We start from the raw sequence: 26,383 nt of genomic DNA, 5'->3' as shown, positions 1-26,383 counted from the left end.
GTTCAGTTCCTCCGGTTTCCGCCGACGATGGCCTTTCCGGCCGGGATCCTGATCTGGTAGCCGCCGTCCAGCTCGGCCCGGCCGCCCGGCGGCAGGTCGACCCGCCGGAGCCGGGTGCCGGGCGGGCACTCGGCGGACGGTTCGTCCGGTGCGTGCCAGCCGGGCCGTTCCTCGATCCGGACATCGGCGTCGGAGCTGACCGGTACCCGTTCGCGGACCTCGACGGTGACCGGGCGGCCGAGCCGGTTGGCCAGCTCGACGCGCACCCGGTGGTCGAGCACGGTGCTGCTGTTCAGCATGCCCGCGGTGGACTCGTGCAGCTCGGTACGGCGCGTCACCTCGACCGACTCGGCGACACCGATGCCCAGTCGGCGCACACCGCCGGGGGCGAGGGTGGGCAGGGCCCCGGTGAGCAGGAACTCGTCGTCGACGGTCACCTCGACCGGGCCGGCGAGCACCGCGCGGGCGGTGCCGTTGGTGAGCACCAGGGTCGCGTAGACCCGCTCCTCGACCGCCGGTACGGCGACGTACTCCGGCCGGACGCTCACCGCGATGTCGTCGATCGTGACGGTGTGCCAGGTGCCGTCGGACGGGATGTCGGCGGGAGCGGCGGCGTCGTAGCGGTACTCGAAGGAGCCGGTCGAGACCTGTGGCGGCACCGCGTGCGGCGGCATCGGGAGGCGCTGCAGCCTGGCGCCGTACGGGCCGGCCGCCGTCCGGGCGCCGGTGCCCGGACGGAACGCCCGGTGCAGGGTGCCGCGCCGGTCGGGGTCGCCGTCCGGGCCGAGCAGTTCGAGCACGGGGTAGTCGAGCAGCCGCTCGTCCGGGACCGGCGGTCCGGGCGGGGGAGCGAACGGGGCGGGCGCGTCGGCGAGGAGGAAGTCGGCTTCCTCGGCGAATCCGGAGGGGCCGGCGGCTCCGCCGCCCTCGGCGGTCAAGGCCGAGCGGACGCGGCGGGCCTCGGGCGGCAGCGGTACCCCGCCGTAGCCGGCGAAGCCGGGCGGCTCCGGGGCCGGGTGCATCCTGACCTGGGTGCCGCCGCGCGCTCCGCCGCCGGCCGGGCGTGCGGGGAACGAGGCCGCCGCGGGGGCCGGGGGCGGCGCGGCGACGGTCGGGCTGACCGGGACCGGCATCGCGAGCGGCGCCCGGGGCGAGCGGAGCGGGCGGTCGGCCACCGGGCGTGGGCCGACCGCGTCGTAGGCCGAGAACAGGTCGGACAGTCCGGCCGGGGGCTCGCGCCAGCCGGAGGGCAGCGGGGCCGGCTGGCTGCGGCCGATCCGCAGCGAGCGCAGCTTGGGCAGGTCGGTGCGGCGTTCCAGGTCGGCGGTGGAGAGGGCGAGGCGGACGCCGGTCCAGTCCTCGTCGGTCTGCTGGGCGACGGAGGCGCGCAGGACCAGGTCGCCGGTGTCGTCGCCCTGGCGGTAGGACAGTCGGTAGGAGGGCACCCAGCGGGCGGCCTGGACGGTGTACTCCAGCTCGATGTCCAGCTCGGGGGCGGTGTCGGTGGTGTCGGCGGTGTCCGTGTCGGTGGGGGCCGGGGCGGTGGTGAGGGTGAGCAGGGCGGTGATCGCGGTCGTGATCGCCTCCTGCGGGTCGGCGGTGGTCGCGCGGGCGATCCGGTCGGCGAGCAACTCGGTCTCGTGCTCGGCGAGTTCGATGTCCCTGGTGAGCAGTTCGGTGCGCCGGTGGAGCCGCGAGAGGCGTTCGTCGACGAAGTCGGCCAGTTCGAGCCAGGCGTCGGCGGGCGTGCGGCGCAGCGGGTCGTCGCGGCGCCGGGCCGGCGGGACGGCACGCAGCGCGGTGGTCTCGGCGACGGCGGCGAGCACCAGTCGGAGGCGTTCCCGCAGCGTGCTCTCGTGCTCCCGGGCCGCGTCCAGCCGCAGGCGCAGTTCGGGCAGCTCGGAGGGGTCGCGGAGTTCGGCGACCGCCTCCACCCGGGCCTCGGTGACGGCCGTGCCGGCCGGTCCGGAGAGCACCCGGGCGCGCAGCGAGCGCTCGTCGAGTCTTCCGGGCAGGCCGGTCAGCCGGACCCGCCCGTCCGGGGGCAGGGCCACCCGGGCCAGGCGGCGGCAGACCGCGCCGGCGGCGTGGACGACGACGGAGTCCAGGACCGAGGGGACGGCCGGGACGGTGGTGGTTCCTGCGCCGTTTCCAGCTTCGTCTCCTGCTCCGGCGCCCCCGGTGGAGGAAACGGTGGTGCTGCTGTCCTGCGGTCGATGCTGGTCGCTGCTGTGCTGATCGTTCACCCGGCCAACCCCTTCGTCGCGTACCTTCGGCGCCGAGCCCGCGCGCCGAGCCTTCTCCCGGGCGGCCCATCCTGCCGTGTGCCGGTTCCCGCGTCCCCGGTTTTCCGACGTGCGTGGCGTGCGGTCGGCCGGTGCGCGGGTGGTGCGGGTCCGCGTGAGGGGGGACGGCCGCGGGGCCCGGAGCGGTTGCGGTCGCGGTGGCGGCCGGTGTCGGGGCCGGACGGTGGCCGCGCGGGTGGGGGCGATGGGGGAGGATGAGGCGGGCCCGGTTCGCGGTTCGGTTCCGCGTCGTTCCGTGTCGCCCGTGCTGTTCCGTTCCGTTCTGTGAGGAGAGCCACCCGCCATGCGCACAGCTGTCGTCGTCGGTACCGGACTCATCGGCACCTCCGCCGCGCTCGCCCTCACCGGACGGGGTCTGACGGTCCATCTGGAGGACGCCGACCCGGACGCCGCCCGCACCGCCGCCTCGCTGGGCGCCGGCATCACCGAGCCGGCCGACGGCCCGGTGGACCTGGCGATCATCGCCGTCCCGCCCGCGTTGGTCGGCAAGGTGCTCGCGGACTGCCAGCGCCGCGGCCTGGCGCAGTACTACACCGACGTCGCCAGCGTGAAGGCCGGCCCGCGGGCCGAGGTCGCCGCGCTCGGCTGCGACACCGTCCACTACCTCGGCAGCCACCCGATGGCCGGCCGGGAGCGGTCCGGCCCGCTGGCCGCCCGCGCCGACCTGTTCGAGGGCCGGCCGTGGGTGCTCACCCCGACCCCCGACACCGACACCGGGACGCTGAACGCCGTCCTGGAACTGGTCGCGCTCTGCGGGGCCATGCCGATCGTCATGGACGCCGCGGCCCACGACCGCGCGGTCGCCCTGGTCTCGCACGCCCCCCAGCTGCTCTCCTCGCTGGTGGCCGCCCGGCTGGAGCACGCCGACGAGACCGCCATAAGGCTCTCCGGTCAGGGCGTCCGGGACGTCACCCGGATCGCCGCCTCCAACCCCGCGATGTGGGTGGACATCCTGTCCGCCAACGCGGGCGCGGTGGCCGACGTGCTGGCGGAGCTCGCCACCGACCTCGGCGAGACCGTCACCGCGCTGCGCGCCCTCCAGGCCGCCGAGGAGGCCGAGCGGCGGGGCGGCGCGGCCGACATCGAGGCGGTCATGCGGCGGGGCAACACCGGCCAGGCCCGGATCCCGGGCAAGCACGGCGCACCGCCCACCCGCTACGAGACCGTCGCCGTCGTGCTCGGCGACCAGCCCGGTGAGCTGGGCCGGCTGTTCGGTGAGGTCGGCGCGGCCGGCGTCAACATCGAGGACGTCGTGATCGAGCACTCGACCGGCCAGCAGGTGGGCTTCGTCCAGCTCGCGGTGGCGCCGGGGGCGGTCCGGGCGCTGACGGTGGCGCTGCGGGCGACCGGGTGGAGCGTCCGGGACTGAGCGTCCAGGAGTGAGTGTCCGGGAGCGGGCTTCGGGGACCGGGTGTCCGGGACCGATTTCCGGGGACCGGGTTGTCGTGTCGGCCCCGGCCCGGAGGGGGCCGGCACCGGCGGGGCCGGGTCGGGCGCCGGTCCATTAACCTTGGAGGAGACAATCCCCGGTCGCCCCGTAGATCCGGGTCGCCGTGCTCAGACATCAGAGATCCAGAGAGAGGTTCGGGCCGTGGACACTGCCGACCGAGCGCATGCCCCGGTCGTCGTCGCCATCGACGGACCCTCCGGCTCCGGCAAGTCGACCGTCTCCCGGGCGGTCGCCGCCAGGCTGGGCCTGAGCTTCCTGGACACCGGTGCCATGTACCGGGCGATGACCTGGTGGATGCTGGCCAACGACATCGACGTGGCCGACCCGGAAGCGGTGGCCGTCGCCTGCGGCAAGCCGGTGATCGTGTCCGGCACGGACGCGGACGGCCCGACCATCACGGTCGACGGCCGGGACGTCTCCGGCCCGATCCGCGGCCCGGAGGTGACCGCCCAGGTCAGCGCCGTCTCCGCGGTGCCCGCGGTGCGCGCCCGCCTGGTCGAGCTGCAGCGCGGCTGCGCCGGGGTCGCCGGGCGCGGCATCGTCGCCGAGGGCCGGGACATGGGGAGCGTGGTCTTCCCGACCGCCACCGTCAAGGTCTTCCTGACCGCGTCGGAGGTGGCCCGGGCCGAGCGCCGGGCGGCCGAGCTGCGGGCCAAGGGCCTGGACGAGGCGACCATCACCGCGATGGCCGCCGATCTGGCCCGCCGGGACGCGGCGGACTCCTCGCGGGCGACCGCGCCGCTCACCCAGGCCGCGGACGCCGTGCTGGTGGACACCAGCGAGCTCACCCTGGAACAGGTGATCGACCGGATCACCACGCTGGTCGAGCAGCGGGCCGGGACCGCGCTGTCGACGGTCTGAGACCGGCCGGAGCCTCCGCTCCGGCACACTGACAAGAGCTCCCGGCAGGAACTGCCGGGAAGTGCTTCCGTCGGGAGCGGCCGAGAGGCGCTTCCGACGACCACGGGCTGCCACGGTGGCACCCGGAACCATTCGCGCTGCCCCGGAGGGGCAGGAACGCACGGCGCGCCCCTGGGAAGGGCCGCGCCGGGAAACGGACAGTACGAACATGACCGCAGAGCACACCGCCGCCGGCAACGGCGAGCTGGACGCCACCGACTACGCCGAGTTCATGGCGCTCGCCGCCGAGGAGGGCTTCGACCTCGACGACGTCGACGGCTTCGGCGACGGCACCCACATCCCGCTTCCGGTGCTGGCCATCGTCGGCCGCCCGAACGTCGGCAAGTCGACCCTGGTCAACCGCATCATCGGCCGTCGCGAGGCCGTCGTCGAGGACAAGCCCGGCGTCACCCGCGACCGCGTCAGCTACGAGGCGACCTGGAACGGCCGCCGCTTCAAGGTCGTCGACACCGGCGGCTGGGAGATCGACGTCCTCGGCATCGACGCCATGGTCGCCGCCCAGGCCGAGCTGGGCATCGAGCAGGCCGACGCGGTGCTGTTCGTGGTCGACGCCACCGTCGGTGCCACCGACACCGACGAGGCCCTGATCAAGATCATCCGCCGGGCCGGCAAGCCGACCGTGCTCTGCGCCAACAAGGTCGACGGCCAGTCCACCGAGGCCGAGGCTTCCTACCTCTGGTCGCTCGGCCTGGGCGAGCCCTACCCGGTCTCCGCCCTGCACGGCCGTGGCTCCGGCGACCTGCTCGACGCGGTGATGGCCGCCCTGCCCGAAGCCCCGCCGCAGACCTTCGGCGACCTCGCCCCCGGCGGTCCGCGCCGGGTCGCGCTGATCGGCCGGCCGAACGTCGGCAAGTCCAGCCTGCTGAACAAGGTCGCCGGCGAGGAGCGCGTCGTCGTCAACGAGCTGGCCGGCACCACCCGTGACCCGGTCGACGAGATGATCGAGCTCGGCGGCAAGACCTGGAAGTTCGTCGACACCGCCGGCATCCGCCGCCGGGTCCACATGACCGCCGGCGCCGACTTCTACGCCTCGCTGCGCACCTCCGCCGCGCTGGAGAAGGCCGAGGTCGCCGTCGTCCTGATCGACGGCAGCGAGACTCTCGCCGAGCAGGACACCCGGATCATCTCGATGGCCGTCGAGGCCGGTCGCGCCGTCGTCATCGCCTACAACAAGTGGGACCAGCTCGACGAGGAGCGCCGCTACTACCTGGAGCGCGAGATCGAGCGCGACCTCGTCCAGGTGCAGTGGGCGCCGCGGGTCAACGTCTCGGCGAAGACCGGCCGGCACATGGAGAAGCTCGTCCCGGCGATCGAGACCGCGCTGGCGGGCTGGGAGACCCGGATCCCGACCGCGCGGCTGAACGCCTTCCTCGGTGAGCTGGTGGCCGCCCACCCGCACCCGATCCGCGGTGGCAAGCAGCCGCGCGTCCTGTTCGGCACCCAGGCGGGCGCGCGCCCGCCGCGGTTCGTGCTGTTCGCCTCGGGCTTCCTGGAGGCGGGCTACCGGCGCTTCATCGAGCGTCGGCTGCGCGAGGAGTTCGGCTTCGTCGGGACGCCGATCTCGATCTCGGTGCGGGTGCGGGAGAAGCGCAGCCGGAAGAAGTGACGCGAGAGGTGACGGCTGACGCTCCGGTGGAGCCGTTGCGGCGGTGAGCCGGGCGGAAGCCCGGGCGGAAGGGCCCTGTCGGCCGGTCTTCGGACCGGGTGGCGGGGTCCTTCGTCGTGTCCGGCCGGGCGCGGTCCGCGGGTGCGGGGCGGGTGCCGCACGCGCGGTGGGTCAGTGGTGGTCGCCGCTGCGGCCCGGAGGGAGGGAGAGCAGGCTGCGGTGGCGGCCGCCACTGGTGGTGCCGGGTCCGCCGCCGGGGCCGTGGGCGGTGCCCATGGCCGGCACGGGGGCCGGGACCGGGACCGTCACCGGGGCGGGCGCGGGCAGGTGCGCCGCCGTCGAGTGAGGGACGGAGCCGAGGTAGCCGGCCGCCACCCAGCCCTGGCCGGTGCCGAACTGGGCCTGGGCCGGGCTCTGGGGGTGGGACGGGGCCTGGGCGGCGACGGGGTGGAAGCCGGTCGCGTACGGGCTCGGCGCGTGACCGGTGTGGCCGGTGTGGGTGTGGCCCTGGTCGTGCGCGTGGATCTGGGCGGGTAGGGCGGGGAGTCCGCCGTGGCCGTGCTGGCCGTGCTGGCCGGTGTGGCTGCTGTGGCCCGTGCCGCCGTGCTGTCCGGTGTGGCCGTGGTGCTCGGCGGGGCCGTTGTGGTCGGGGCTGCCCGGCTGGCTCGGCATGAACTGGGGGAGGCCGATCGCCTGGCCCGCCCAGGTCTGGAACGCCTGGTGCTGCGGCGGGTAGCCCCGGTGGTCGGCCCGTCCCGGTCCGTTGTCGCGGACGGCGAAGCCCGCGAAGACGAGGTCCTCCTCACCGGAGCGGTCACCGGGCAGGGCGCGGAAGAGGCGCCGGTACTCGGAGTACAGCTCGTCGTAGATCGGCGTCGCCGAGTGCGGGTGCTCGGCGTCGTACGACGGGCGCATGCCCGGGATCGCGCGGGAGGCGGTGGACCGCCGGGGGGCTGCGGGGACGTCGTAGCTGTACACGCAGGGCCCAACGAGCGAGGACGCCGGGGGATGCGGGGTGCGGGGGCCCGCGGGCCCGGCCGGGCCGGGCGGTCGGGGAAGGGGACCGGCCGGGGTCAGGCCGGGGTGTGAGGCCAGGGTGTCGGGGCTGCCCGGGCCGCCGCCGGTGGGGCCGCGTTCGGGCGGCGGCCTCCACCGGCGGGGGTTCCGGTCGTCGGGGGTCCGGGTGCCTGTGGCGGCAGCGGTTCCGGCCCGGCGGTCCCGGACGCGGCTCAGGTGCCGGCGAGCGGGAGGGAGGCGGAGACGACCTGGCCGAGCGCCACCGCGCGCTCCAGCGCCTGGCGCAGCAGGTCCTCCCGCGGCTGCCGGCCGACCGTCCCCGCCGGGACGGCGTACATGGTGACCTCGCCGAGCTGGTTGGCCGCGAACCGCCAGGCGTCGGTCACCTGGAGCGGCTGGTGGGCCTGCCACCAGCCGGTGCTGCCCCCGGCCGCGGCCGGCTGGAGGATCGCGTGCAGCTTGCCCATCGCGACCAGTACCGACCAGCCGGGCAGCTGGTCCGGCGTCCGGTCGAGGTCGGTGACCGGCTGGAAGCCCGCGTCCTGGAGCAGGTCGAGGAACTCGTCCTCACCGGTGGTGTTGCCGGGGCGGCCGACCGGTCCGGTCGGCTCGACGACCAGCGAGGCGTGGCCGGTGTCGCCGTGCAGCACCAGACCGCAGGTGATGCCGAGGATCGCGGCCTGGCCGGGGGTGCCCGGCCGGCCGGCCGGGTCGGACGCCGGCGCGGGGGCGGCCTGGGCGGGGAGGGACGGCTGCAGCCGGGCGGCGTCGGCGGACACGTCGCTCTGGGCCTGGCTGATGCTGCGGACGGCGCCGGCCAACTGCTCCTCGGCGACCGGAACCACCTGGGACGGGATGCAGCGGGCGTGCGCGAAGGCGAGCACCGCCGTCTCGTCGCCGACGAACAGCACGGTGCTGGTCGGCTCCAGGAGGGTGTCGCCGGGGGTGCGGCAGGAGGTGCATTCGTAGCTGTCGGGTGCGTGGGCGCCGCCGAGCAGGCGGTCGGCCTCGTCGTCGCCGATCTCGGATCGGACCTCGTCGCTGACGTCGAGCATGCGCGGCACTGGGTCTCCTCGGTGCGGTGTGGGAATACGGGTGCGGGGACGGTCGGGGCGGGTCCCCGGGGGTTCCGGGGCGGGCCCGGGGGTCGAACGCGGTGGAGCCGGAGGATCGGGCCTGTTCGAGCCGGGAGGCGGCGGCGGCCCGGCCGCCCTTACCAACGGGCCCTTGTGGCAGGGGTCACGGGTGGGGGGCAGGGGTGACGGGAATTGCCTCGGATCCGATCGCGGAGGGTGTTCTCGGCGTCGCAATCTGTCGATCTCGGAGACGGGACTGCCGGAATGGAACGGTGAGGTGAGTCACGGCCCGTCGATGTTTGATCTAGGAAATGACGGTTAAAACGGACAAATTGGACATAATTGCATGGTCGTTACCGCCGGTAACGCCGTGCTGAGCTGGGGAGACCTCCGGCTGTTTGAACCCCGGCCGCCCGCCTCGTAGCTTCATTGGCGGTGCAACGAGCACCACCCGGGTTCACCCCCGACGCACAGCCCGCCGGTTCGCACCGGCGCCGGCGGTGCCCGCCGACGCGACCGCTCGAACAGGTCGCCGGTGTGTGGAGGGTGGCCGGGGCGGCACGGAACGTCCGACACGTCTCCGGCCGCCCGACGGACGCGGCGAGCGATTCCAGACCCTCCAGGGCTTGGTTCCGCATGCCCTCCCGGGGCTGTCGAGAGGAACCTCATGACCTTCCGTAACGAGACCGCCGCTGCCACCACCACCGCCACCAAGCGCAACCGCGTCCGGATGGCTGTCGTGGCGGGTGCCGCTGTCGCGGCCCTGCCGGTGGCCGGCCTCGTCACGGCCACCTCGGCCTCGGCCGCCTCCGTCTCCACCTGGGACGCTGTCGCCCAGTGCGAGGCCGGCGGCAACTGGGCCATCAACACCGGCAACGGTTTCTACGGCGGTCTGCAGTTCACCTCCAGCACCTGGGCCGCCTTCGGCGGCACCGCCTACGCCTCGCAGGCCAACCTGGCCACCAAGGCGCAGCAGATCGCCGTCGCCGAGAAGGTCCTCGCCTCGCAGGGCCCGGGCGCCTGGCCCGTCTGCTCCGTGAAGGCCGGTCTGACCAAGGGCGGCGCCGCCGCCGCGGTCGACACCTCCACCCCGAAGGCCACCGAGACCCCGAAGCCGGCCGCCCCCAAGGCGACCGAGGCTCCGAAGCCGGCCGCGCCGAAGGCCGTCGAGGCCCCGAAGACCGCCGCCCCGAAGGCCGTCGAGGCCCCCAAGGCCGCGCCGAAGGCCGATGTCGCGCCGAAGACCGACGCCGCGCCGAAGGCCGACAAGGCCGCGAAGTCCGGCAAGTCCTGGACCTCGAACGACGCCAAGCAGGTCAACGGCAACTACACCGTCAAGGCCGGCGACACCCTGAGCACCATCGCCGCCGCCCAGGGCGTCGACTGGCACGCCCTGTACGACAACAACGCCAAGGTCATCGGCGCCAACCCCGACCTGATCTTCCCGGGCCAGACCCTCACCGTCTGATCCGACCCCGTCGATCCGGCGGCGTCCGGTCCGGCAGTGTCCGGTCCGACCCCGCCGGTCCACGCCGCCACGGCCGTCCTCCCGCACCGCGGGAGGACGGCCGTCGGGGGTTTCCGGCCGTTGTCGGAGGCGTGCGGGAGGATGGGGGGCGTGACCCAGGGCGAGTTGTTCGGCGACCTCTTCGACGCCACCTCCGGGAGCGGACGGTCCGGGATCGGACGCTTCGAGCCGGCCCCCGGGGCGGTGCTGCTCCCCGGCTGGCTCGACGCGGCGGCGCAACTGCGTCTGCTCGCCGCCTGTCGCGGCTGGGCCCGTCCGCCGGCGGGCATGCACACCGTCCGGATGCCCACCGGCGGGACGATGTCCGTCCGGATGGTCAGCCTCGGCCTTCATTGGTACCCGTACGGCTATCGGCGCCTGGCCGAGGACGGCACCCCGGTCAAACCCTTCCCGCCCGAGCTCGGTGAGCTGGCCCGGCGGGCGGTGGCCGAGGCGTACGGGGCGGGCGTCGACGGCGGCGGTACCGGCGCCGACAGCGGTGTCGGGGGTACCGGCGACCTCGGGGGTGCGGGTGCGGTCGGCGGTATCGCCGGGGCGGTCGGCTACGAGCCGGACGTCGCGATCGTCAACCACTACCCGCACGGTGCCCGGATGGGTCTGCACCAGGACCGCGACGAGCGCGCCGACGCCCCGGTGGTCTCGCTGTCGCTCGGCGACACCTGCGTCTTCCGGCTCGGCAACACGGAGACCAGGGCCGGACCGTGGACGGACCTGGAGCTGCGCGGGGGCGACCTGCTGGTGTTCGGTGGCCCGGCCCGGTTCGCGTACCACGGTGTGGTGCGGACCCTGCCGGGCACCGCGGACCCGGCGCTGGGGCTGACCGGGCGGCTCAACATCACCGTCCGGCAGTCGGGTCTGTGACCGTCCGCGCAGGGGCTACTGTTCGAACTCGTTCGAGTGAATCGGTGCGGTCGGCCCGGGGGAGGGGAATGTCCCGGCTCGCTGAGGAATTCGATTGAGCTGGAGAATTCGAGAGAACGGGTTGCCGACAGCGGGGCGGAAGACCTCCGGCCCGGGTGGCGGCCCGGAGAGGACGTGTCCCATGGCTACCCCTGTCGACGATCTCGTCGCACTGCTGGACCTTGAGCAGATCGAGCTGAACATCTTCCGCGGGCGAAGCCCCGAGGAGGCGCTGCAGCGCACGTTCGGCGGGCAGGTCGCGGGCCAGGCGCTGGTGGCGGCGGGGCGCACCGTGGACGACGACCGGCCGGTCCACTCGCTGCACGCGTACTTCCTGCGGCCCGGCGTGCCGGGGGTGCCGATCGTCTACCAGGTGGACCGGCTCCGGGACGGCCGCTCGTTCACCACCCGCCGGGTGCTGGCGATCCAGGGCGGCCGGTCGATCTTCGCGCTGACCGCGGACTTCCACGCCCCGGAGCCCGACAGCATCGAGCACCAGTACCCGATGCCCGAGGTGCCCGCCCCGGAGAAGCTGCCGAGCGCGCTGGACGAGGTCGGCTCCCGGCTCGGCGAGCTGCCCCCGTTCATCAGCCGGCGCCAGCCGTTCGACATCCGCTACGTCGACCGGCTGCGCTGGAGCACCGAGGAGCTCGCCGGCGTCGAGGCGCGCAGCGGCGTCTGGCTGCGCACCAACGGGGAGCTGCCGGACGATCCACTGATCCACGTCTGCGCGCTCACCTACGCGAGCGACATGACGCTGCTGGACGCGGTCCGCGCCCCGGTCGAGCCGCTCTGGGGCACCCGGCACTTCGACATGGCCTCGCTCGACCACGCGATGTGGTTCCACCGGCCGTTCCGCGCCGACGACTGGCTGCTCTACCAGCAGGAGTCCCCGATCGCCCACGGCGCCCGGGGCCTGGCCCGCGGACAGATCTTCGACCGGAGCGGGCAACTGGTGGTGTCGGTGGTGCAGGAGGGCCTGTTCCGCCGGATCAAGGGCTGACGGGTGGCAGCGGTGCGAACGGCGTGTTGACCGCTGTGACCGGTGTGACGGCCGTGCGACGAGCGCGCGACGGTGTCCGGGGCCGGGAATGCTCCGCCCGGGTACCGGACGTTCGACGGGGTAACGGAGAACGAACGGCCCGCCCCGCGGGCCTCGACCGGAATGGGAGGGCGAGCCGATGACGGCGACGGCCGCGGAGGAATGGCAGAACTGGAGCGACCGGCGGGCGGCGACCGTCAGCTCGCCGCACGGTCAGCTGGCGCTCACCGGTACGCACTGGCTGGAGCCGGAGCCGGCGGCGATCGCCGGCCTGCCCGGCGTCTGGTGGGCGGACGCGGAGGGTGTGCGACTGCGGGCGGCGGCGGCCGACGGCGTCACCGTCGCGGGGGCGGGCGCCCCCGTCGACGGCGAGGTCCTGCTGCGCCCGGACACCGATCCCGAGGCGGACACGGCCGCGCTCGGCGAGGTGCTGCTGGTGCCGATCGAGCGGGAGGGCGAGCCGGCCCTGCGGGTCTTCGACCCGAATTCGCCCGGGCGGGCGTCGTTCGCCGGGATCTCGGCCTACCCCTACGCGCCGGAGTGGGCCGTCCCGGCGGTCTTCACCCCCTTCGAGGGCGGCGCCGGGCAGGCGGTGCTGGTCCCGAACGCCGACGGCAGGGAGCGCCCGCTCGCGGTGACCGGCCGGATCGCCTTCACCGTCGCGGGCGAGCACCGGACCCTCACGGTCAGCCGCTCGGACGACGGCCGGCTGAGCGGGGTGATCGCCGACGCGACCAGCGGCCGCGACACCTACCGTTTCCGCTTCGTCACCCTCCCCGCCCCGGACGAGGACGGCCGTACGGTCCTGGACCTCAACCGCGCCTACCTGCCCCCCTGCGCCTTCGCGGACCACTTCATCTGCCCCTTCCCGCCGCCCGGCAACCGGCTGGACTTCCCCGTGGAGGCGGGCGAGAAGCAGGTCCTCACCCGGTAGGGTCCGGGCCCGCCGGGGAACGTCCGCCGGGGAACGTCCGCCCGGGAACGCCCGCCGGGCCCGGCGGGGGTCGCCCGCTGGGCGTCGGGCCCGGTCACTCGGCGTAGAAGGCGTTCCAGAGCTCGCGTTCGACCGGTGTCGGGGGCAGCGGACAGAGCCGCTCGGGGTGGGCGCACGGCGGCTCGTCCAGCCGGGGCGGGGCCGTCGTCGGCAGTACCCCCAGCTCCGGGTCCAGCACGGCGGGCACCCACTGGGCACCGAGGAGCATCAGCCCCCGGTACAGGAATCCGAGGACGCGCCGGCCCAGCCGGGCCAGGTGGCCGGGCCGGCGCGTCCCGGAGCGGGGCTCGCGTCGCACGACGGCTCGCCGATCCGCTACTCGGGGATGATGACCTCGCTGGCCGAACGCGTTCCGGCGGTGGAGCCGGACGGGTCGGCGGGGGCGAGGTAGCGCATCTCGGCGGGTGCTTGTCGGGTGAGCCAGGCGGTCATGTCCTTCAGCTCGGGGATCCCGGGGAACATGAAGCGGCGCTCGCGGTCCTCCAGGCCGATGCCCCGCAGGACGCCCTCGGAGCGCTGGATCCGGTCCATCAGTTCCCGGGCGGCGGCGCCGGCGGTGGTCCGCCCCTGCTCGTAGTCCTCGCAGAGCCGCACCATGTCGTCGAACAGCAACTTGTAGCTGGGCTGGTCGGGCATCAGCAGGCCGGGGTAGGGCAGGTCCTCCATAGCGCGGAAGACCCGGTCGTCACGGGTCTCGCGGAAGCGTTCGACGAAGCGGTCGAAACGGAGGTTGATCGGGACCTCGGCGGCGGCCCAGACGCGGTAGACGGCGTTCCACAGCTCGTAGTCGGAGAAGGCGATGAACGAGCAGTTGACCATGTCGTCGTTGCAGCGGATCAGCCCCTTCTGGAGGGTGTCCACGTAGGCGAACCGCTCGACGTCGAAGTCGTCCTCCTCCAGCGCCTCGAACAGCCGCCAGGCGAAGGCGTTGATGACCTCGGTGGTGTTGGTGAGGCCGCGGGAGAACAGCGGGTCGATGAAGCCCGCCGCGTGCGACATCAGGCACCAGCGGTGGCCGACGGTCTGCGTCGACGAGTACTGGAGCCGGCCGGTGGAGACCCACGGCCGGACGGTCTTCGCGTCCTTGAAGACCCGCTCCACCGCGGGGAACCGTGCGGCGTGGAAGCGGAACTCCTCCTCGGGCGTCATGCCCTCCTGACGCGGGTAGAGCCGCTCGTCGAAGGTCAGACCAACGCTGACCAGCGGGTTCAGCGAGCGCGGCTCGTTGTTGAACGGGATGGACCAGAACCAGCCGCGCTCGAACATGTGGTGCATGGTGCCCTCGACCCAGGGGATCGGCGGCAGGTCCTCCGGTTCCATCCGGAGCACCTCGTCGGTCGGCCGGACCCCGATCATGTGGGTGAACAGGGACCGCGAGTGGTGCTTGAGCGCGTCCGGGGCCTCGCGCAGTCCGAGCTTGTCGGCGACCGGCGAGCGGAATCCGCTGCCGTCGACCAGGTAGCGGGCGGTGAACCGTTCGCCGGACGGGTCCGCCACCGACACCTGGTGCTCGCCGAGGTCGAGGTCGCTCACCCGGAAGCCCTGGCGCACGTCGCAGCCGTACTTGATCGCGGTGTGGAACAGGAAGGCGTCGGTGTCCTGGCGGAACAGGTGGCCGGTCTGCAGCGCCTTCGACGGCGGGCTGAACTGGTTGACCTCGCGCGGATCGGGCTCGCGGCCCTCGTGGTGCAGCATGAAGCCGAAGTGCTTCTTCACCCCGGAGGTCGGGGCGATGTTGGAGAGCCCGCCTTCGTAGGAGGTGAGGTACTCCAGCTCCGGCACGTCGTAGCGCTCCGCGAGCTGGCGGAAGCCCTTCAGGGTGTAGAGCGTGGTGGACTCCCCGACGGCGAACTTCGGGTGCACGCCGGCGTCGATGATCAGCACCCGGACGTCCCGGCGGGCCAGGACGGCGCCCAGCACGGTGCCGGCCATGCCGGCGCCCAGGATGATCACGTCGTAGTCGGGCCTGGCGGTGACTGCCTCGCTCATGTCAGCCTCCCACTCGTTCCTCGTTGTCGTGTCCGGCGGTCAGTTGCGCGACCACCTCGGCGGTGTCGAACGCGTTCCAGTCCTGGACGACCAGGCCGTTCTCGATGAGCCAGATGACGATCCCCGACACCTTGATCGAGCGCCCGGTGGCGGGCACGCCCCGGTAGTCGCCGGTGTGCCGGGCGGTGGTGGTGTAGTGCGTGACGACGTACCGGCCGTCGCCGAGCACCAGGTCGAGGTCGACCCGGATGTCGGAGAAGGCGGCGTGCACCCCGGCCACGCTGTGTCGGGGTCCGGCCGGTCCGACCCGCCGGCCGTTGAGCACGAAGCCGGGGGAGAAGACCTGTTCGGCGATCCCGGTGTCACCGCCGGCCCAGCCCTTGGTGAACCAGGTCTCCACGAGCTCGCGGTGCGCGGCCGAGGCGCTCACGGCTTGGTCCCGGAGACGATCACGAAGGTGCCGAGCATCAGGAAGCGGCCCTCGGCGTCCCGGCGGAGGATCTCCTCGCCCCACTCCCGGGCCTCCTCGGGGGTGGCCACCCCCTGGGCGGCGGCCGCATCGGCGGCCTTGCCGATCCAGGTGAGCGAGTCGGCCGCGGCGAGAGTGGTCAGCACGACCGGCCGGGCGGTGACGGTGACGTCCCGGGCCCCGGCGCGGACCAGCAGGTCCCGCAGCTGCCGGGCGACCCAGGGATTGGGAACGTGGTCGCCCCACCAGCCCATGATCCTGCGGGTCAGCTCGCGGTCGTCGAGGTCGGGCGCCCAGAGCCCGTGGTCCGGGTCGGTGATCAACACCTGGCCGCCGGGCCGGACCACCCGCAGCATCTCGGCGATCGCCGCGGCCGGGTCGGGGACGTGCTCGATCACCCGCTCGGCCCGGGCGGCGTCGAAGCCGTCGTCGGGGAACGGCAGCGCGGTCGCGTCGCCGTGGTGGAACTCGACCGGCGCGTCGCCGGGCCCGGCCGGTACCGCCCGGTCGATCAGCTCCTTGCTGGAGTCGAGGCCGACCACCCGGCCGGCCGGGCCGACCCGGGTGGCGATCGCCCGGACGTCGGCGCCCGTCCCGCAGCCGACGTCGAGCACGCGGTCACCGGGGGAGACCCGGAGCACGCTGTCGAGTTCGCTCTTGACCGTCGCCAGTTCGGCCGCCGCCCGGTCGAGGAAGCTGCGCGCGTCCTCGGCCCGGCGCCAGACCTCGGCGGGCCGCAGGGGTGCGGCGCTGCCGGTCTCGGCTCCCACAGTTGCGCCCATGAATCCGCCTATCGCTCGGATGGACCAGAAGATCGGAAGGCCATCGGCCCGCGCACGGCTGGACCGTGGTGGAGGGCGGCGATCGCGGCCGACGGCCGGACGCCCGCCGGTGACGGGGCCCTGGTCGGGGCCGTCCGCCGGTGCGAGTGTCCTGTGCGGGCGCCGCTTCGGCCCGATGGCGTCTCCACCGTACGGGCGGGGGGTAAAGCCCGGAGAAAGCCGGATCCGCGCCCCACCCACTCGATCCAGTGCGGGAGTTGAAGGTCACGGGGTTCGCGTTGACAGCCTCCCCGGAGCGTGTCACCCTACTTAGATAGCAAGCTATTTATGCCCTTCGGGCGGCCGGGACCGTGCGGGCCACGCCCAGCGCCGTCGATCGACCGCCGGCCGGGCTCTGCCCGAGGGAGGTGGGTGGCGGTGACGATCTCCGGACCGTCGGCGGAAGCGGGATCCCCGGAACGGTCGCTGTCGATCCTGGTGATCAGTGACAGCCCGTTCAGCCGGATCGGCGTGGTCTCCGCGTTCGCGGGAGCCGAGGGCTTCGCGCCGCCCCGCCACAGCGCGACCGACCCCGGCGCGGTGGACCGCGCCGCCGCCGAGTGCCGGCCCGACGTGGTGGTGATCCTCGACGACGCCGATCCGGAGCCGGTGCTGGCCGCCCTGGCCGACGGCGGCCACGGGGCGCCGCGCGTCCTGCTGCTCCGCCTCGGCGGGGCCGGCGCGCACGACGACGTCCCGCCGGGCGTGCACGGCATCCTGGCCGGCCTCACCGACCCGGCGATGCTGGTCTCGGCGGTCCGCCTGGCCGGGTCCGGCTACCAGGTGGCCGGAGGCCGGCCCGGGAGCGGCGACCGCCCGCTGACCGGAGTCGGGGACCCGGCGCTGCGGGCCCAGCTGGCCAGACTGACCTGGCGCGAGATCGAGGTGGTCAGCCTGTTGCTGCGCGGCTGGTCCAACCAGGAGATCGCCGAGGCCCTGGCGTTGAGCGCCAGCACCGTCAAGAGCCACATCCGCAGCCTCCTCGGCAAGTTGGAGCTGCACAGCCGGATCGACGTGATCACCAGGGCGTACGCCGTCGGCCTCGTCCGGCCGGGCGTCGCGTGGCACCCGCACCGGGCGGGCGTCCCCTCCTGACCGCACACCCCACCAGAGGAGAGCACCCGCCATGTCCACCACCGCCCGCGTCCGCGTCACCGGGTTCCAGAGGTTCGGCAACAAGATGATGGAGGTCTTTCACGGGATCGGTCTGCCGGTCGGCCCGATGCAGCTGTTGAAGGTGAAGGGCCGCAAGTCCGGCCGCGAGTACACCAATCCGGTCGCGCCGGTGACCGTCGGCGGCACGATGTACATCCTCCAGGCGTTCCCCGGGTCGGACTGGGTGAAGAACGTCCGGGCGGCCGGCGAGGGTGTACTGGTGCGCGGCCGCAAGGCCCGGCGGGTCAGGCTGGTGGAGGTGCCGCCGCACGAGCGCGCGCCGATCGCGAAGCAGTTCCCGACCCAGGTCCCGATGGGCGCCGGCATCTTCGTGAAGAACGGTGTGGTGCCGGACAAGCGGCCGGAGAGCTTCGAGCAGGCGGCCCAGGAGATCCCGCTCTTCCGGGTCGTGCCGCTCTGACCCTCCCGCCCGCGGGCCCTGCCCGGGCCCGCGGGGAGGGGCCCGCACCGCGCAGCGGCGGTGCGGGCCCCTTCGGTGCTTGTCGTCCTGTCGTGCCGTCGTGCTGCGGGTTGCCGTGCCGTGTGGCGTCCGGCGGGTGGCGCTTCCGTGAGCGGCGGGTCAGCGGGTCAGCAGCAGCATGCCGCCGGCGGCCGCCGCGAAACCGGTCACCGAGATCCAGGTGCGCCCCCGGTTGGCCCGGGCCCAGCGGGTCCGGACGACCGCCCACCCCTCCGGCAGCCGGCCCGGGTCCCAGCCGTCGATGGCGCGATTGATCCGGACGTTGGTCAGCTCCGAGACCAGCGCGACCCCGACCAGAGCGGCCTCGGCCAGACCGAGGAACACCTTGGCGCCGACTCCGGGGGCCAGGACCACCAGCAGCAGCCCGCATCCCAGGCCGATCTTGTTCAGGGTGGGCATCAGCGGATCGAAGCGCGGGTCCAGCAGCCGGTGCACCTGGACGTAGCGGTCGCCGGGCAGCCCGGCCAGCATCGGCACCACGGCGACCTCGACCGCGACCAGCACCCCGGCCAGCGTCCCGCTGATCAGCAGCAGGGCCGCGGCGAGCAGTTGGGTGAACACCCCGGCCCCCCTCAGTACTCGAAGTCCATCATCAGCCGGTACGTGCCCTTCCTGGCGAAGGTGCCGAAGAAGGCCCGCATGAACAGGTCGCGGGCGCCGCAGCTGACGGGTCCGCGCAGGGTGCCGAGCAGGCCGATCCGGTAGGCGCCGCGGACCATGGCGTCCACCCGTCGGCGCCGCAGCGCCTCGTAGCGGGCGAAGGCGGTGGTGACGTCACCGTCCGCGGCCAGTCGCTCGGCGAGCACCACGCCGTCCTCGATGGCCTGGCCCGCGCCCTGGCTGAGGTTCAGCGTCATGGGGTGCGCCGCGTCCCCGACCAGGCAGACCCGGCCGTGGCTCCAGGCGGACTCCCGCTCGGGCGGGCGGTCGGCGATGTCGATCGGCAGGATCGCCTCCTCGGCGGTCGCCGCGAGAAGGGCGGGAATCGGGTCGGGCCAGTCGGCGTAGGACTCGCGCATCACCGTCCGACGGTCCTTGCGGAACATGTCGAAGGCGGCGCTGGCGCCGTCCGAGGTGATCGCGTCCCAGTAGACCTCCTCCTCGTTGAGCCGGCAGTAGAGGAAGCGCAGGCCGCCCCGGCCCCACAGGTTGAAGAACGTCCCGCTCGGGACGACGTCCTCGCCCGGCAGCCGGGCGATCGCCTGCCAGGCGGTGTAGCCGGCGTAGCGCGGCGGCAGGTCGTGACCGTGGCGCAGCGCGGAACGGACCGTGGAGCGCATGCCGTCGGCGCCGATCAGGACGTCCGCGCGCCGGGTGGAGCCGTCGGCGAACCGTACGGTGACACCATCGTCGTCCTGGGTGAAGCCGGAGCACCGCGCCCCCAGCTCGACGTCGTCGCCGACGTGTTCCAGCAGCAGGGCGTTGAGATCGGAACGGCGCAGGGCGACGGCCGGCGCGCCGATCCGGCGGGACTCCGGGGCGATCGCCCAGCGGGCCAGGGTACGGCCCCGGTCGGAGCGGAACTCGTGGAACTCGATCTCCGAGGACACCTTGGCGACGGCGTCGTCCAGACCCAGTCGGCGCAGCGCGACGAAGGCGTTGTGCCAGAGCATGAAGCCGCCGCCGGTCAGCAGCCGGCCGGGTTCGGTGCGGCGCTCGTGCACGGTGACGTCGACGCCGGCCCGGCGCAGGCCGATGGCGGTGGTCAGGCCGCCGATGCCGGCGCCGATCACGACGGCGCTGCGCACCGGGCGGACGCCGGCGGCACCCCGGGTGCGCGGCGTGCCCGCTGCGGACGTCATGCGGACGGGGTCGCGGCCGGCGCCGGACCGAGCGAGTCCAGCGCGGCGCGCACGTCGTAGATCCGGCGCTGGAAGGTGTCCGCCCAGTACGGGAACATGGCGGCGGACTGGGCGATGTGCGCGGGGTCGTCGGCCCAGGCGCGGAACAGCGCCTCCGACTCCCACTCGGCGAGCAGGCAGTACCGGTCCGGGACGGCGGCGTCGCGCAGCAGTTCGTCACGCAGGTGGCCGGGGGTGCCCTGGACCTTGGCGGTGACCTCCAGATAGGCCCGTTCGAAGGCTTCGTGGTGGGTCGGGTCGATGGTCGCGGTGATCACGACGCGGACGGTCATCGCGGCGTCTCCTTCGCTGGCGGGGGCTCGGTGGGTGACGGCTGGGCGGGCGGGAGCTGGGCGACGATCTCCAGGACGGACCGGTCGGCCGACTCCCGCAGCTGCTCCAGCGCGGTGGAGAGCGCCACCCGGTGGTCACTCGCCTGGTAGGCCGCGAGGTCCTCGTGGGTCGCCCAGTCGGCGGTGACGGTGTAGTGGCGCGGATCGCGCGGATCTCGGAGCAGCGCCTGGCCGAGGGCCCCCGGTCGGCGGGAGCTCTGCTCGGCGGCCGCCAGCCAGGTCCGCTCGAAGTCCCGCTCCCGGCCGGGGCGGACGACCATGGACAGGGTGGTGCGGATCACGGCCGCCTCCGTCCGGTGCCGGTTCTGGTGTCGGGGCAGGTGCCGGGGCGGGGCCGGTTCAGGCGTTCCATGTGTAGAACTCCTGGGCCATCGCGTCCCGGGGCCCGCGCCAGGTGGTCGGGTCGTAGGCGCCGATGAACGGCTTGAGCCGCTCGTTGACGTCCCGGAAGAGCGGGTGGGCGCGGGCGGCTTCGACGCGCTCGGCCAAGCCGTCCTCCGCGCCGATGAGTTGGAAGTAGAGGTCGTGGAACCGGAACAGCCGGCGGTGGTGGACCCCGATCAGGTGGGGGAGTTCGGTGGCGTCCGACTCGGCCCAGATGTCGGAGACGCGTCCGGCGTCCCCGGGGGACATGCGCGCGACGATCAGTGTGTACTGCAACGGGCTCTCCTCACCTCGGGACCTGGTCGGACGACCGTTCCGGCTCATCCTGTCGGCGGGTGGTAAAGCGTCCCTCAGGGCACGGAAAACACCGTCGGCGCCCGGGTGCGGGTTTTCGGATTTATTAGCATGCTCTCTACCTGTCCTGCGCTACCGTGGGCTTCCGGCCGCCGCCGCGTCCCCCGTCGGCAGCGGTCCTCCCCCGATCTCCCCTGATCCGCACCCGGCACCACCTTGACCGGAAGGACCGGCATGATCACTCGCAGATCGCTCCTCGGGGCGGGCGCCCTGGCCCTGCCGCTGGCCGCCGCCCACGCCCTGCCCGCCGTCGCCACCGCGGCCGAGACCCGGCGACGACGGTGGTCCGGGCTCTCCGACCGGCTGCACGGCAGGCTCGTCCTGCCCGGCGACCCGGCGTACGGCACCGCCAAGCAGATCGGCCAGACCCGCTTCGACAGCGTCGAGCCGGCCGCCGTCGCCTACTGCGCCGACGAGGCCGAGATCGCCCTCTGCCTCCGCTACGCCCAGGACCGCGCCGTCCCGATCGCCGTCCGCTCCGGCGGGCACAGCGCCGCCGGGTACTCCACCGGGACCGGCCTGGTCGTCGACGTCTCCCGGTTGAACGGCGTCGCCGTCGGCGCGGGCTCGGTCACCCTCGGGACCGGCGCCCAGCTCGTCGACGTGACCAACGGCCTCGCCCCGTACGGTCTCGCGGTCTCCGGCGGTTTCTGCCCCACGGTCGCCCTCGGCGGCTTTCTGCAGGGCGGCGGCATCGGCCTGCTCACCCGCCATGTCGGCGTCTCCAGCGACACCGTCACCGCCGCCCGGGTGGTGCTCGCCGACGGGCGGACCGTCACCGCCTCGGCCGACCGGCACGAGGACCTGTACTGGGCGATCCGCGGTGGCGGTGGCGGCAACTTCGGTGTCGTCACCTCCTACACCGTGGCGCCGACCGCGCTCACCGCCCTCGCCGTCGGCACCCTGGCCTGGGGACCGGAGCGCGCGGTGGCCGTCCTGGACGCCTGGGCGCACTGGCTGGTCGACGCCCCGCGCACGATCGGCGGGGCCGCCGTGGTCGTCCTCGGCGACGCCGCGCCGGGGCAGCCGCCCACCGTCTCGGTACTGCTGAGCTCGGTCGGAACCGAGGCCGAACTCACCGCCCAGACCGACCGCCTGGTCGACCTGGTCGGGTCGGCGCCGCTCGCCCGCGGCGGGTTCGGTGGCCCGTACCACGTGGTCATGAACGGCCTGTACGGCTGCGGGACGCTCACCCATGAACAGTGCCACCGGGCCGGGACCGGGCCCGCCGCGGCGCTGCCGAGGCCCGCGTACGCGGTCGAGCGCAGCCGGCTCTTCCCCGCTCCGCCGGCCCGCCGCATGTGGGAGGACGCGGTCGCGCTGCTCGACCGCGAACGGGTCCCCGGCCAGCAGCACCTGATCCAGGTCGGCGCGCTCGGCGGTGCCGCCAACGACCTGCCCCGCACGGCCACCGCGTACGTCCACCGGGACGCGCTGTTCAGCACCAGCTTCCTCGGCGTGATCGCCGCCGGGCCCGCGGACGGGGCCGCCACCGGGGCGGCCCGGCGCTGGACCGACGCCGGGTTCGCGGTGCTCGACCCGCACTCCAACGGCGAGACCTACCAGAACTTCGTCGACCCGGAGCTGCGGAACTGGGCGGCCTCCTACTACGCGGAGAACTACCCGCGGCTGGTGGCGGCGAAGTACCGGTACGACCCGTACCGGCTGTTCCGCTTCCCGCAGGCGATCGGGGGGCGCGGCTGACCCGGCGCGGCCGACCCCGCGCCGCCGACCCCGCCCCCACCCGCACGACCGCGCCGGCGGAGCCCAGGAGGCTCCGCCGGCGCGGGTCGTGGTGCCGTCCGCCGGTCAGGCGGCGCGGCGGCGGGCCCGCTCCTCGACCCGGCCGCGGATCAGCTCCAGCTGGAACGTGGAGTTGGCGCTGATCCGGGCGGTCATGGCCGGGGTGTCGAGCGGCGCGTCGGGCTTCATCGCGAACTCCTGCCGCCAGCGCAGCTCCACGCCGCCGGGTACCTCGCGGTACGTCCACAGGAGCGTCATGAACGCGAACGGGCCGGTCTCCACCCGTCGGGCGCGCACCGTCCCGGTCGCGGCGTCGACGGTCCGTGCCGAGACCCAGCTCCAGACCGCGCCGTTCTCGTCGGGATGCATGGTGAGCCGGAAGGTCACCGTGTCGCCCGAACGCTCCAGGATCTCGGCGCTCGCGTACTCGCTGAACAGCTCCGGCCAGGCCGGCACGTCGTTGGTCTGCTCCCAGACCTCCCGGTAGGGGGCGTCGATGACGACCGCCTGCTCGGTCAGGCCGGACTCCAGCCGCCCGGCGGTGACGAGTCGGCGGTAGCACCCGTGCAGCAGGGCGTACACCGTGTCCGACGGCAGTTCGTCGCTCTCCGGATCGAGGCCGAAGCGGCGCTCCAGCTCGGACAGCACGCCGAGGCGGCCCAGGGAGTCCACCGTGAGGTCGCCGAAGGTGACGGACGGTTCCAGCAACTGCTCGGTGTCGATCTTCACGCCGGTGGCCCGGCCGATCAGATCGGCCAGTTCGGCCAGGGTGATCGTGGTCGTACTCATGGTGGACTACTCCTCCGTCTCGGTTCGGGTGGTGCGGCGGCCGGTCCCGGCCCTCACAGGGCGCGGATCACCGCGGCCGCGTTGAAGCCCTCGAAGCCCCGGGCCAGGACCAGTACGGTCCGCAGCCGGGCCGACCTCGTCTCCCGCACCAGGTCGACCTCGCAGCCGGACGCGAGCGGGCCCGCGCCCGGGGTTCCGGGTACCAACTGGTCGCGCAGCGCCAGCAGGGCGATCGCCACGTCGAGCGGCGCCCCGCCGGCGTGCAGCCGCCCGGTCAGCCGCTTGGGTACCGTCACCGGCACCCCGTACGGGCCGAACACCGCGGCCAGCGCCTCGGCCTCGGCCCGGTCGGCGGCCGGTACGCCCAGGCCGTCCGCGAGGACCAGGTCGACCGCCTCCGGCCCGACCCCGGCATCGGCCAGGGCGAGCGTGATGGCCCGGCGCAGCCCGGGCTCCCGGCCGGAGCCCGGCCGCGGGTCGAAGGTGGCGGCGTGGCCCGCGAGTTCGCCGTAGCCGGGCCCGTCGCCGCGGGAGCGCCAGGACCGTTCGCCCTCCAGGACGAACATCGCCCCGCCCTCGCCGGCCACATAGCCGTCGGCCTCGGCGGAGAACGGCAGATAGGCGCGGTCCGGGGTGTCGCGGGTGGTGAGGAGCCCGGCGGTGGCGTGGCAGGCCAGCGCGTACGGGCTGAGCGGCGCGTCGGTGCCGCCGCAGACCGCCGTCCGGGCGTCGGAGCGCAGCGAGCGCCGGGACTGGGCGAGGGCGTCGAGGCCGCCCGCCTGCTCCCCGATCAGGACCCCGCAGGCGCCCTTCATCCCGTGCCGGATGGAGATCTGGCCGGTGGTCGCCGCGTAGAACCAGGCGATCGACTGGTAGGGGCCGACGAAGCGGGGGCCGTCCGCCCACAGCTTCTGGATCTCCCGCTGCCCGAACTCGTTGCCGCCCGAGGAGGCCGCGGTGACCACCGACAGGTCGTACGGGTCGAGTTCGCCCGGGTCGACGCCGGCGTCCTCCAGCGCCCGCTCGGTGGCCACCAGGCCGAACTGGGTCCACCGGTCGGTCTGCACCGCCAGCCTGCCCTCCACCAGCTCCGGCACCACGAGGTCGCGGACCTCGCCGGCCAGCCGGACCGGGTAGCCGGCCGCGTCGAAGGCGGAGACCTCGCGGATCCCGCTGACGCCGTTCAGGGTCGCGTCCCAGAACTGCTTGGTGGTGGCGCCGTTGGGGGCGATCACGGCGAGCCCGGTGAAGACGGCGCGCCCGCCGTCCGACATCGCGCCCGGCCCGGTCACGCCGCCCGTCCGAACCGCCGGTGGGGCAGGAAGTCCGGCCTGGTCAGCAGCATCGCCGACTGGAAGCCGCCGAAGCCGCTGCCGACGCTCAGCACCACGTCGGTGCGGTGCTCGCGGGCGGTGACCGGCACGTAGTCCAGGTCGAGCGCCGGATCCACGCTCCGCAGGTTGGCGGTCGGCGGCACCACGTCGTGCTCGATCGCCAGCGCGCAGGCCGCGACCTCCAGGGCGCCGATCGCTCCCAGCGAGTGGCCGATCATCGACTTGATCGAGCTGACCGGCACCCCGTACGCGGCCCGGCCCAGGGCGTCCTTGAAGGCGGCGGTCTCGTGCCGGTCGTTCTGCTTGGTACCGGAACCGTGCGCGTTGATGTAGTCGATCGCGCCGGGGGCGACCCCGGCGCGGCCGAGCGCCAGCCGGATGGCCTCGGCCATGTCGAGCCCGTCCGGCTTGAGTCCGGTCATGTGGAAGGCGTTGCTGCGCTGGGCGAAGCCGACGACCTCGGCGTACCGGTGCGCGCCGCGCCGGGCGGCGTGCTCGCGGCTCTCCAGGACCAGGACGGCGGCGCCCTCGCCGAGCACGAAGCCGTCGCGGTCGCGGTCGAACGGGCGGGAGGCGTGCGCGGCGTCCCCGTTGTTGCGCGAGGTGGCGCCGATCGCGTCGAAGCAGGCCACCGAGATGGGGGAGATCGGCGCGTCGGTGGCGCCGGCGACCACGACGTCGGCCGCGCCCTCGGAGATCAGCTGGACGCCGTGCGCCACCGCGTCCAGCCCCGAGGTGCAGCCGGTGGAGACCACCGTCGCGGGTGCCTCGGCGCCGGCGGCCCAGGCCACCTCCACCGCCAGGGTGCTGGGGACCAGCGCCCGGTAGAGGTGCCGGCCGGCCAGCCCCGGGTCCACCTCCCAGCGGGAGCCGTACTCGCTCACCACGACGTACTCGTCCTCCAGTCGGGTGGTGCAGCCGACCGCGCTGCCGATCGAGACGCCCACCCGCTCGGGGGCCGTGCGGCCCGGTTCCAGACCGGCGTCGGCCAGTGCCTCGCGGGCGGCGACCACGGCGAACTGGGCGCTGCGGTCCATCCGTTCGACCTCCTCGGCGGTCAGCCCGCAGGCGGCGGCGTCGAAGTCGACCTCGGCCGCGATCCGGGACCGGAAGCCGGTGGCGTCGAAGAGGCTGATGCCCCTGGTCGCGGTGCGCCCGGAGGCGAGCAGGTCCCAGTAGGCCGGCCGGCCGATCCCGCCGGGGGCGACCACACCGATCCCGGTGACGACCGCGCCCCACTCGCTCATCGGATCTCCCCGTTCGGGGCGTCGGGGAAGGGCTGGGCCTCGGTGTCGACGTGTCCCAGGTCCGGGCGGGGCGCCAGCGGCCCCAGGTGGTAGACGAGTTCGGCCGTTCCGTCGCCGGTGTTGGTCAGCCGGTGGCGGACCCCGACCGGGATCAGCAGCCCCTCGCGGGCGACGAGTTCGAGCGGCTCGCCGTTGAGCGCGACGGTGATCCGGCCGGTGATCAGGTAGACGAACTCCTCGGAGTACGGGTGGTAGTGCTCATTGACGAACTCGCCCGGTGCGAGCGTGGCCAGGCCGGTGAAACCGCTGGTGGCACCGGTGTTGGCGGGGCCGAGCAGGGTCCGCAGCAGGCCGCCGCGCCGGCGGTTGACGGGGGCCTCGTCGGCCGCCACCCGGAGGGTCGCTGGATTCACGTGGTTCACGCCGGTGGTCTTCTCGGTCATGAGAGATCGGCTCCTCGATGGTGAGCGGATGGCGGGAAGGAAGGGCGGAGGCGGGCGCGGAGCGGGGTGGCCGACCTGGCCGGCCGTCTCTCCGGAGAGTCTGCGCGGCGGCGGAAAAGCTGCGGTTAGTCGTGGGCAAA

Annotated in this window: 26 protein-coding genes and 1 pseudogene; 10 read left to right on the top strand and 17 right to left on the bottom strand. The window is 74.1% G+C overall.

From position 1 onward, the window contains the following. Positions 1-2: 2 nt before the first annotated feature. A complete protein-coding gene (locus tag ACIQ9P_RS33400; protein WP_402364816.1) occupies positions 3-2,246 on the bottom strand; it encodes a DUF4139 domain-containing protein in 2,244 nt (747 codons plus the stop codon). A gap of 343 nt (positions 2,247-2,589) precedes the next feature. Here ACIQ9P_RS33400 and ACIQ9P_RS33395 point away from each other — a divergent pair, with 343 nt between their 5' ends. The 3 genes from ACIQ9P_RS33395 (at position 2,590) to der (ending at position 6,283) form a co-directional block, all read left to right on the top strand. Continuing rightward, the gene (locus ACIQ9P_RS33395; protein ID WP_402364813.1) at positions 2,590-3,675 is read left to right on the top strand and encodes a prephenate dehydrogenase; all 1,086 of its coding nucleotides are present in this window, start codon (positions 2,590-2,592) and stop codon (positions 3,673-3,675) included. Positions 3,676-3,897: 222 nt separating this feature from the next. Then, positions 3,898-4,617 (top strand): (d)CMP kinase, encoded by a 720-nt coding sequence (gene cmk / locus ACIQ9P_RS33390; protein WP_402364810.1) that lies wholly within the window; start codon positions 3,898-3,900, stop codon positions 4,615-4,617. Between the two features lie 208 nt (positions 4,618-4,825). Next, the gene (gene der, locus ACIQ9P_RS33385) at positions 4,826-6,283 is read left to right on the top strand and encodes a ribosome biogenesis GTPase Der (RefSeq protein WP_402364807.1); all 1,458 of its coding nucleotides are present in this window, start codon (positions 4,826-4,828) and stop codon (positions 6,281-6,283) included. A 171-nt stretch (positions 6,284-6,454) separates the two neighbouring features. On the opposite strand, the gene ACIQ9P_RS33380 is transcribed toward der, so the two are convergent. Both ACIQ9P_RS33380 and ACIQ9P_RS33375 read right to left on the bottom strand, forming a co-directional pair. Further along, positions 6,455-7,261, bottom strand: a complete 807-nt coding sequence (locus ACIQ9P_RS33380) for a hypothetical protein (protein WP_402364804.1) — start codon at positions 7,259-7,261, stop codon at positions 6,455-6,457. 251 nt (positions 7,262-7,512) lie between these two features. Continuing rightward, complete coding sequence (locus ACIQ9P_RS33375) at positions 7,513-8,364, bottom strand: hypothetical protein (protein WP_402364801.1); 852 nt, start codon at positions 8,362-8,364, stop codon at positions 7,513-7,515. A 679-nt stretch (positions 8,365-9,043) separates the two neighbouring features. Between ACIQ9P_RS33375 and ACIQ9P_RS33370 the strand changes: the two genes are divergently transcribed. The 4 genes from ACIQ9P_RS33370 (at position 9,044) to ACIQ9P_RS33355 (ending at position 12,780) form a co-directional block, all read left to right on the top strand. Next, positions 9,044-9,844, top strand: coding sequence for a transglycosylase family protein (locus ACIQ9P_RS33370; protein WP_402364798.1), 801 nt, complete (start codon positions 9,044-9,046; stop codon positions 9,842-9,844). A 213-nt stretch (positions 9,845-10,057) separates the two neighbouring features. Next, positions 10,058-10,765, top strand: coding sequence for an alpha-ketoglutarate-dependent dioxygenase AlkB family protein (locus ACIQ9P_RS33365; RefSeq protein ID WP_402364901.1), 708 nt, complete (start codon positions 10,058-10,060; stop codon positions 10,763-10,765). Positions 10,766-10,946: 181 nt separating this feature from the next. Then, complete coding sequence (gene tesB, locus ACIQ9P_RS33360) at positions 10,947-11,807, top strand: acyl-CoA thioesterase II (RefSeq protein ID WP_402364795.1); 861 nt, start codon at positions 10,947-10,949, stop codon at positions 11,805-11,807. Between the two features lie 178 nt (positions 11,808-11,985). Continuing rightward, positions 11,986-12,780, top strand: coding sequence for a DUF1684 domain-containing protein (locus ACIQ9P_RS33355; protein WP_402364792.1), 795 nt, complete (start codon positions 11,986-11,988; stop codon positions 12,778-12,780). A gap of 94 nt (positions 12,781-12,874) precedes the next feature. Here ACIQ9P_RS33355 and ACIQ9P_RS33350 read toward each other — a convergent pair whose 3' ends face one another. From ACIQ9P_RS33350 to ACIQ9P_RS33335, 4 genes are read right to left on the bottom strand one after another with little or no spacing between them, the layout of a single operon-like run. Continuing rightward, complete coding sequence (locus tag ACIQ9P_RS33350; protein ID WP_402364789.1) at positions 12,875-13,138, bottom strand: DUF6059 family protein; 264 nt, start codon at positions 13,136-13,138, stop codon at positions 12,875-12,877. A 17-nt stretch (positions 13,139-13,155) separates the two neighbouring features. Then, positions 13,156-14,829 carry an NAD(P)/FAD-dependent oxidoreductase gene (locus ACIQ9P_RS33345; protein ID WP_402364787.1) on the bottom strand — a complete coding sequence of 558 codons (1,674 nt, stop codon included), beginning with the start codon at positions 14,827-14,829 and terminating at the stop codon, positions 13,156-13,158. Position 14,830: 1 nt separating this feature from the next. Next, on the bottom strand, positions 14,831-15,259 hold the full coding sequence (locus ACIQ9P_RS33340; protein WP_402364785.1) for an ester cyclase: 429 nt from the start codon (positions 15,257-15,259) through the stop codon (positions 14,831-14,833). Next, entirely contained in the window at positions 15,256-16,080 is an 825-nt protein-coding gene (locus ACIQ9P_RS33335; RefSeq protein ID WP_402364782.1) for a methyltransferase domain-containing protein, read from the bottom strand. Before ACIQ9P_RS33335 ends, ACIQ9P_RS33340 begins: the two co-directional genes overlap by 4 nt. A 417-nt stretch (positions 16,081-16,497) precedes the next feature. Between ACIQ9P_RS33335 and ACIQ9P_RS33330 the strand changes: the two genes are divergently transcribed. Together ACIQ9P_RS33330 and ACIQ9P_RS33325 are read left to right on the top strand one after the other, a co-directional pair. Further along, positions 16,498-17,214, top strand: coding sequence for a response regulator transcription factor (locus ACIQ9P_RS33330; protein WP_402364779.1), 717 nt, complete (start codon positions 16,498-16,500; stop codon positions 17,212-17,214). 31 nt (positions 17,215-17,245) lie between these two features. Continuing rightward, the gene (locus ACIQ9P_RS33325) at positions 17,246-17,695 is read left to right on the top strand and encodes a nitroreductase family deazaflavin-dependent oxidoreductase (protein ID WP_402364776.1); all 450 of its coding nucleotides are present in this window, start codon (positions 17,246-17,248) and stop codon (positions 17,693-17,695) included. A gap of 159 nt (positions 17,696-17,854) precedes the next feature. On the opposite strand, the gene ACIQ9P_RS33320 is transcribed toward ACIQ9P_RS33325, so the two are convergent. Genes ACIQ9P_RS33320 through ACIQ9P_RS33300 form a run of 5 tightly spaced genes read right to left on the bottom strand, consistent with a single transcriptional unit; the run spans position 17,855 to position 20,609 of the window. Beyond that, positions 17,855-18,316, bottom strand: coding sequence for an anthrone oxygenase family protein (locus tag ACIQ9P_RS33320; RefSeq protein ID WP_402364774.1), 462 nt, complete (start codon positions 18,314-18,316; stop codon positions 17,855-17,857). An 11-nt stretch (positions 18,317-18,327) separates the two neighbouring features. Continuing rightward, positions 18,328-19,557, bottom strand: coding sequence for an FAD-dependent oxidoreductase (locus tag ACIQ9P_RS33315; RefSeq protein ID WP_402364771.1), 1,230 nt, complete (start codon positions 19,555-19,557; stop codon positions 18,328-18,330). After that, the gene (locus tag ACIQ9P_RS33310) at positions 19,554-19,889 is read right to left on the bottom strand and encodes an antibiotic biosynthesis monooxygenase family protein (protein WP_402364768.1); all 336 of its coding nucleotides are present in this window, start codon (positions 19,887-19,889) and stop codon (positions 19,554-19,556) included. The genes ACIQ9P_RS33315 and ACIQ9P_RS33310 overlap by 4 nt, the downstream gene beginning before the upstream one ends. Next, positions 19,886-20,230 (bottom strand): antibiotic biosynthesis monooxygenase family protein, encoded by a 345-nt coding sequence (locus ACIQ9P_RS33305; protein WP_402364765.1) that lies wholly within the window; start codon positions 20,228-20,230, stop codon positions 19,886-19,888. Before ACIQ9P_RS33305 ends, ACIQ9P_RS33310 begins: the two co-directional genes overlap by 4 nt. 58 nt (positions 20,231-20,288) lie before the next feature. Continuing rightward, on the bottom strand, positions 20,289-20,609 hold the full coding sequence (locus ACIQ9P_RS33300) for a TcmI family type II polyketide cyclase (RefSeq protein ID WP_402364762.1): 321 nt from the start codon (positions 20,607-20,609) through the stop codon (positions 20,289-20,291). A gap of 252 nt (positions 20,610-20,861) precedes the next feature. On the opposite strand from ACIQ9P_RS33300, the gene ACIQ9P_RS33295 reads away from it, so the two are divergent. Further along, a complete protein-coding gene (locus tag ACIQ9P_RS33295; protein WP_402364759.1) occupies positions 20,862-22,391 on the top strand; it encodes an FAD-binding oxidoreductase in 1,530 nt (509 codons plus the stop codon). Between the two features lie 105 nt (positions 22,392-22,496). On the opposite strand, the gene ACIQ9P_RS33290 is transcribed toward ACIQ9P_RS33295, so the two are convergent. The 5 genes and pseudogenes from ACIQ9P_RS33290 to ACIQ9P_RS33270 form a co-directional block, all read right to left on the bottom strand. Next, the gene (locus tag ACIQ9P_RS33290) at positions 22,497-22,961 is read right to left on the bottom strand and encodes an SRPBCC family protein (RefSeq protein WP_402364898.1); all 465 of its coding nucleotides are present in this window, start codon (positions 22,959-22,961) and stop codon (positions 22,497-22,499) included. Between the two features lie 69 nt (positions 22,962-23,030). Further along, positions 23,031-23,219 (bottom strand): annotated as a pseudogene (locus tag ACIQ9P_RS33285) (phosphopantetheine-binding protein); the annotation flags it as partial. Positions 23,220-23,272: 53 nt separating this feature from the next. Next, positions 23,273-24,493, bottom strand: a complete 1,221-nt coding sequence (locus ACIQ9P_RS33280; protein ID WP_402364895.1) for a ketosynthase chain-length factor — start codon at positions 24,491-24,493, stop codon at positions 23,273-23,275. A 14-nt stretch (positions 24,494-24,507) separates the two neighbouring features. Then, positions 24,508-25,800 (bottom strand): beta-ketoacyl-[acyl-carrier-protein] synthase family protein, encoded by a 1,293-nt coding sequence (locus tag ACIQ9P_RS33275; protein ID WP_402364756.1) that lies wholly within the window; start codon positions 25,798-25,800, stop codon positions 24,508-24,510. Next, positions 25,797-26,243 (bottom strand): cupin domain-containing protein, encoded by a 447-nt coding sequence (locus ACIQ9P_RS33270; RefSeq protein WP_402364753.1) that lies wholly within the window; start codon positions 26,241-26,243, stop codon positions 25,797-25,799. Before ACIQ9P_RS33270 ends, ACIQ9P_RS33275 begins: the two co-directional genes overlap by 4 nt. Positions 26,244-26,383 lie beyond the last annotated feature (140 nt).

The sequence above is a fragment of the Kitasatospora sp. NPDC094019 genome (assembly GCF_044764505.1).
Taxonomy (GTDB): domain Bacteria; phylum Actinomycetota; class Actinomycetes; order Streptomycetales; family Streptomycetaceae; genus Kitasatospora.
The sequence above is the reverse complement of the archived record's forward strand: the minus strand, read 5'-3'. Positions and strand labels throughout refer to the sequence as shown.

What these genes read in the sequence shown, in the direction of transcription:
- ACIQ9P_RS33395 (WP_402364813.1), top strand. Translation starts at nt 2,590, where the DNA reads ATGCGCACAGCTGTCGTCGTCGGTACCGGACTCATCGGCACCTCCGCC.
- der (WP_402364807.1), top strand. Translation starts at nt 4,826, where the DNA reads ATGACCGCAGAGCACACCGCCGCCGGCAACGGCGAGCTGGACGCCACC.
- ACIQ9P_RS33370 (WP_402364798.1), top strand. Translation starts at nt 9,044, where the DNA reads ATGACCTTCCGTAACGAGACCGCCGCTGCCACCACCACCGCCACCAAG.
- tesB (WP_402364795.1), top strand. Translation starts at nt 10,947, where the DNA reads ATGGCTACCCCTGTCGACGATCTCGTCGCACTGCTGGACCTTGAGCAG.
- ACIQ9P_RS33355 (WP_402364792.1), top strand. Translation starts at nt 11,986, where the DNA reads ATGACGGCGACGGCCGCGGAGGAATGGCAGAACTGGAGCGACCGGCGG.
- ACIQ9P_RS33345 (WP_402364787.1), bottom strand. Translation starts at nt 14,829, where the DNA reads ATGAGCGAGGCAGTCACCGCCAGGCCCGACTACGACGTGATCATCCTG.
- ACIQ9P_RS33335 (WP_402364782.1), bottom strand. Translation starts at nt 16,080, where the DNA reads ATGGGCGCAACTGTGGGAGCCGAGACCGGCAGCGCCGCACCCCTGCGG.
- ACIQ9P_RS33325 (WP_402364776.1), top strand. Translation starts at nt 17,246, where the DNA reads ATGTCCACCACCGCCCGCGTCCGCGTCACCGGGTTCCAGAGGTTCGGC.
- ACIQ9P_RS33315 (WP_402364771.1), bottom strand. Translation starts at nt 19,557, where the DNA reads ATGACGTCCGCAGCGGGCACGCCGCGCACCCGGGGTGCCGCCGGCGTC.
- ACIQ9P_RS33310 (WP_402364768.1), bottom strand. Translation starts at nt 19,889, where the DNA reads ATGACCGTCCGCGTCGTGATCACCGCGACCATCGACCCGACCCACCAC.
- ACIQ9P_RS33295 (WP_402364759.1), top strand. Translation starts at nt 20,862, where the DNA reads ATGATCACTCGCAGATCGCTCCTCGGGGCGGGCGCCCTGGCCCTGCCG.
- ACIQ9P_RS33280 (WP_402364895.1), bottom strand. Translation starts at nt 24,493, where the DNA reads ATGTCGGACGGCGGGCGCGCCGTCTTCACCGGGCTCGCCGTGATCGCC.
- ACIQ9P_RS33275 (WP_402364756.1), bottom strand. Translation starts at nt 25,800, where the DNA reads ATGAGCGAGTGGGGCGCGGTCGTCACCGGGATCGGTGTGGTCGCCCCC.
- ACIQ9P_RS33270 (WP_402364753.1), bottom strand. Translation starts at nt 26,243, where the DNA reads ATGACCGAGAAGACCACCGGCGTGAACCACGTGAATCCAGCGACCCTC.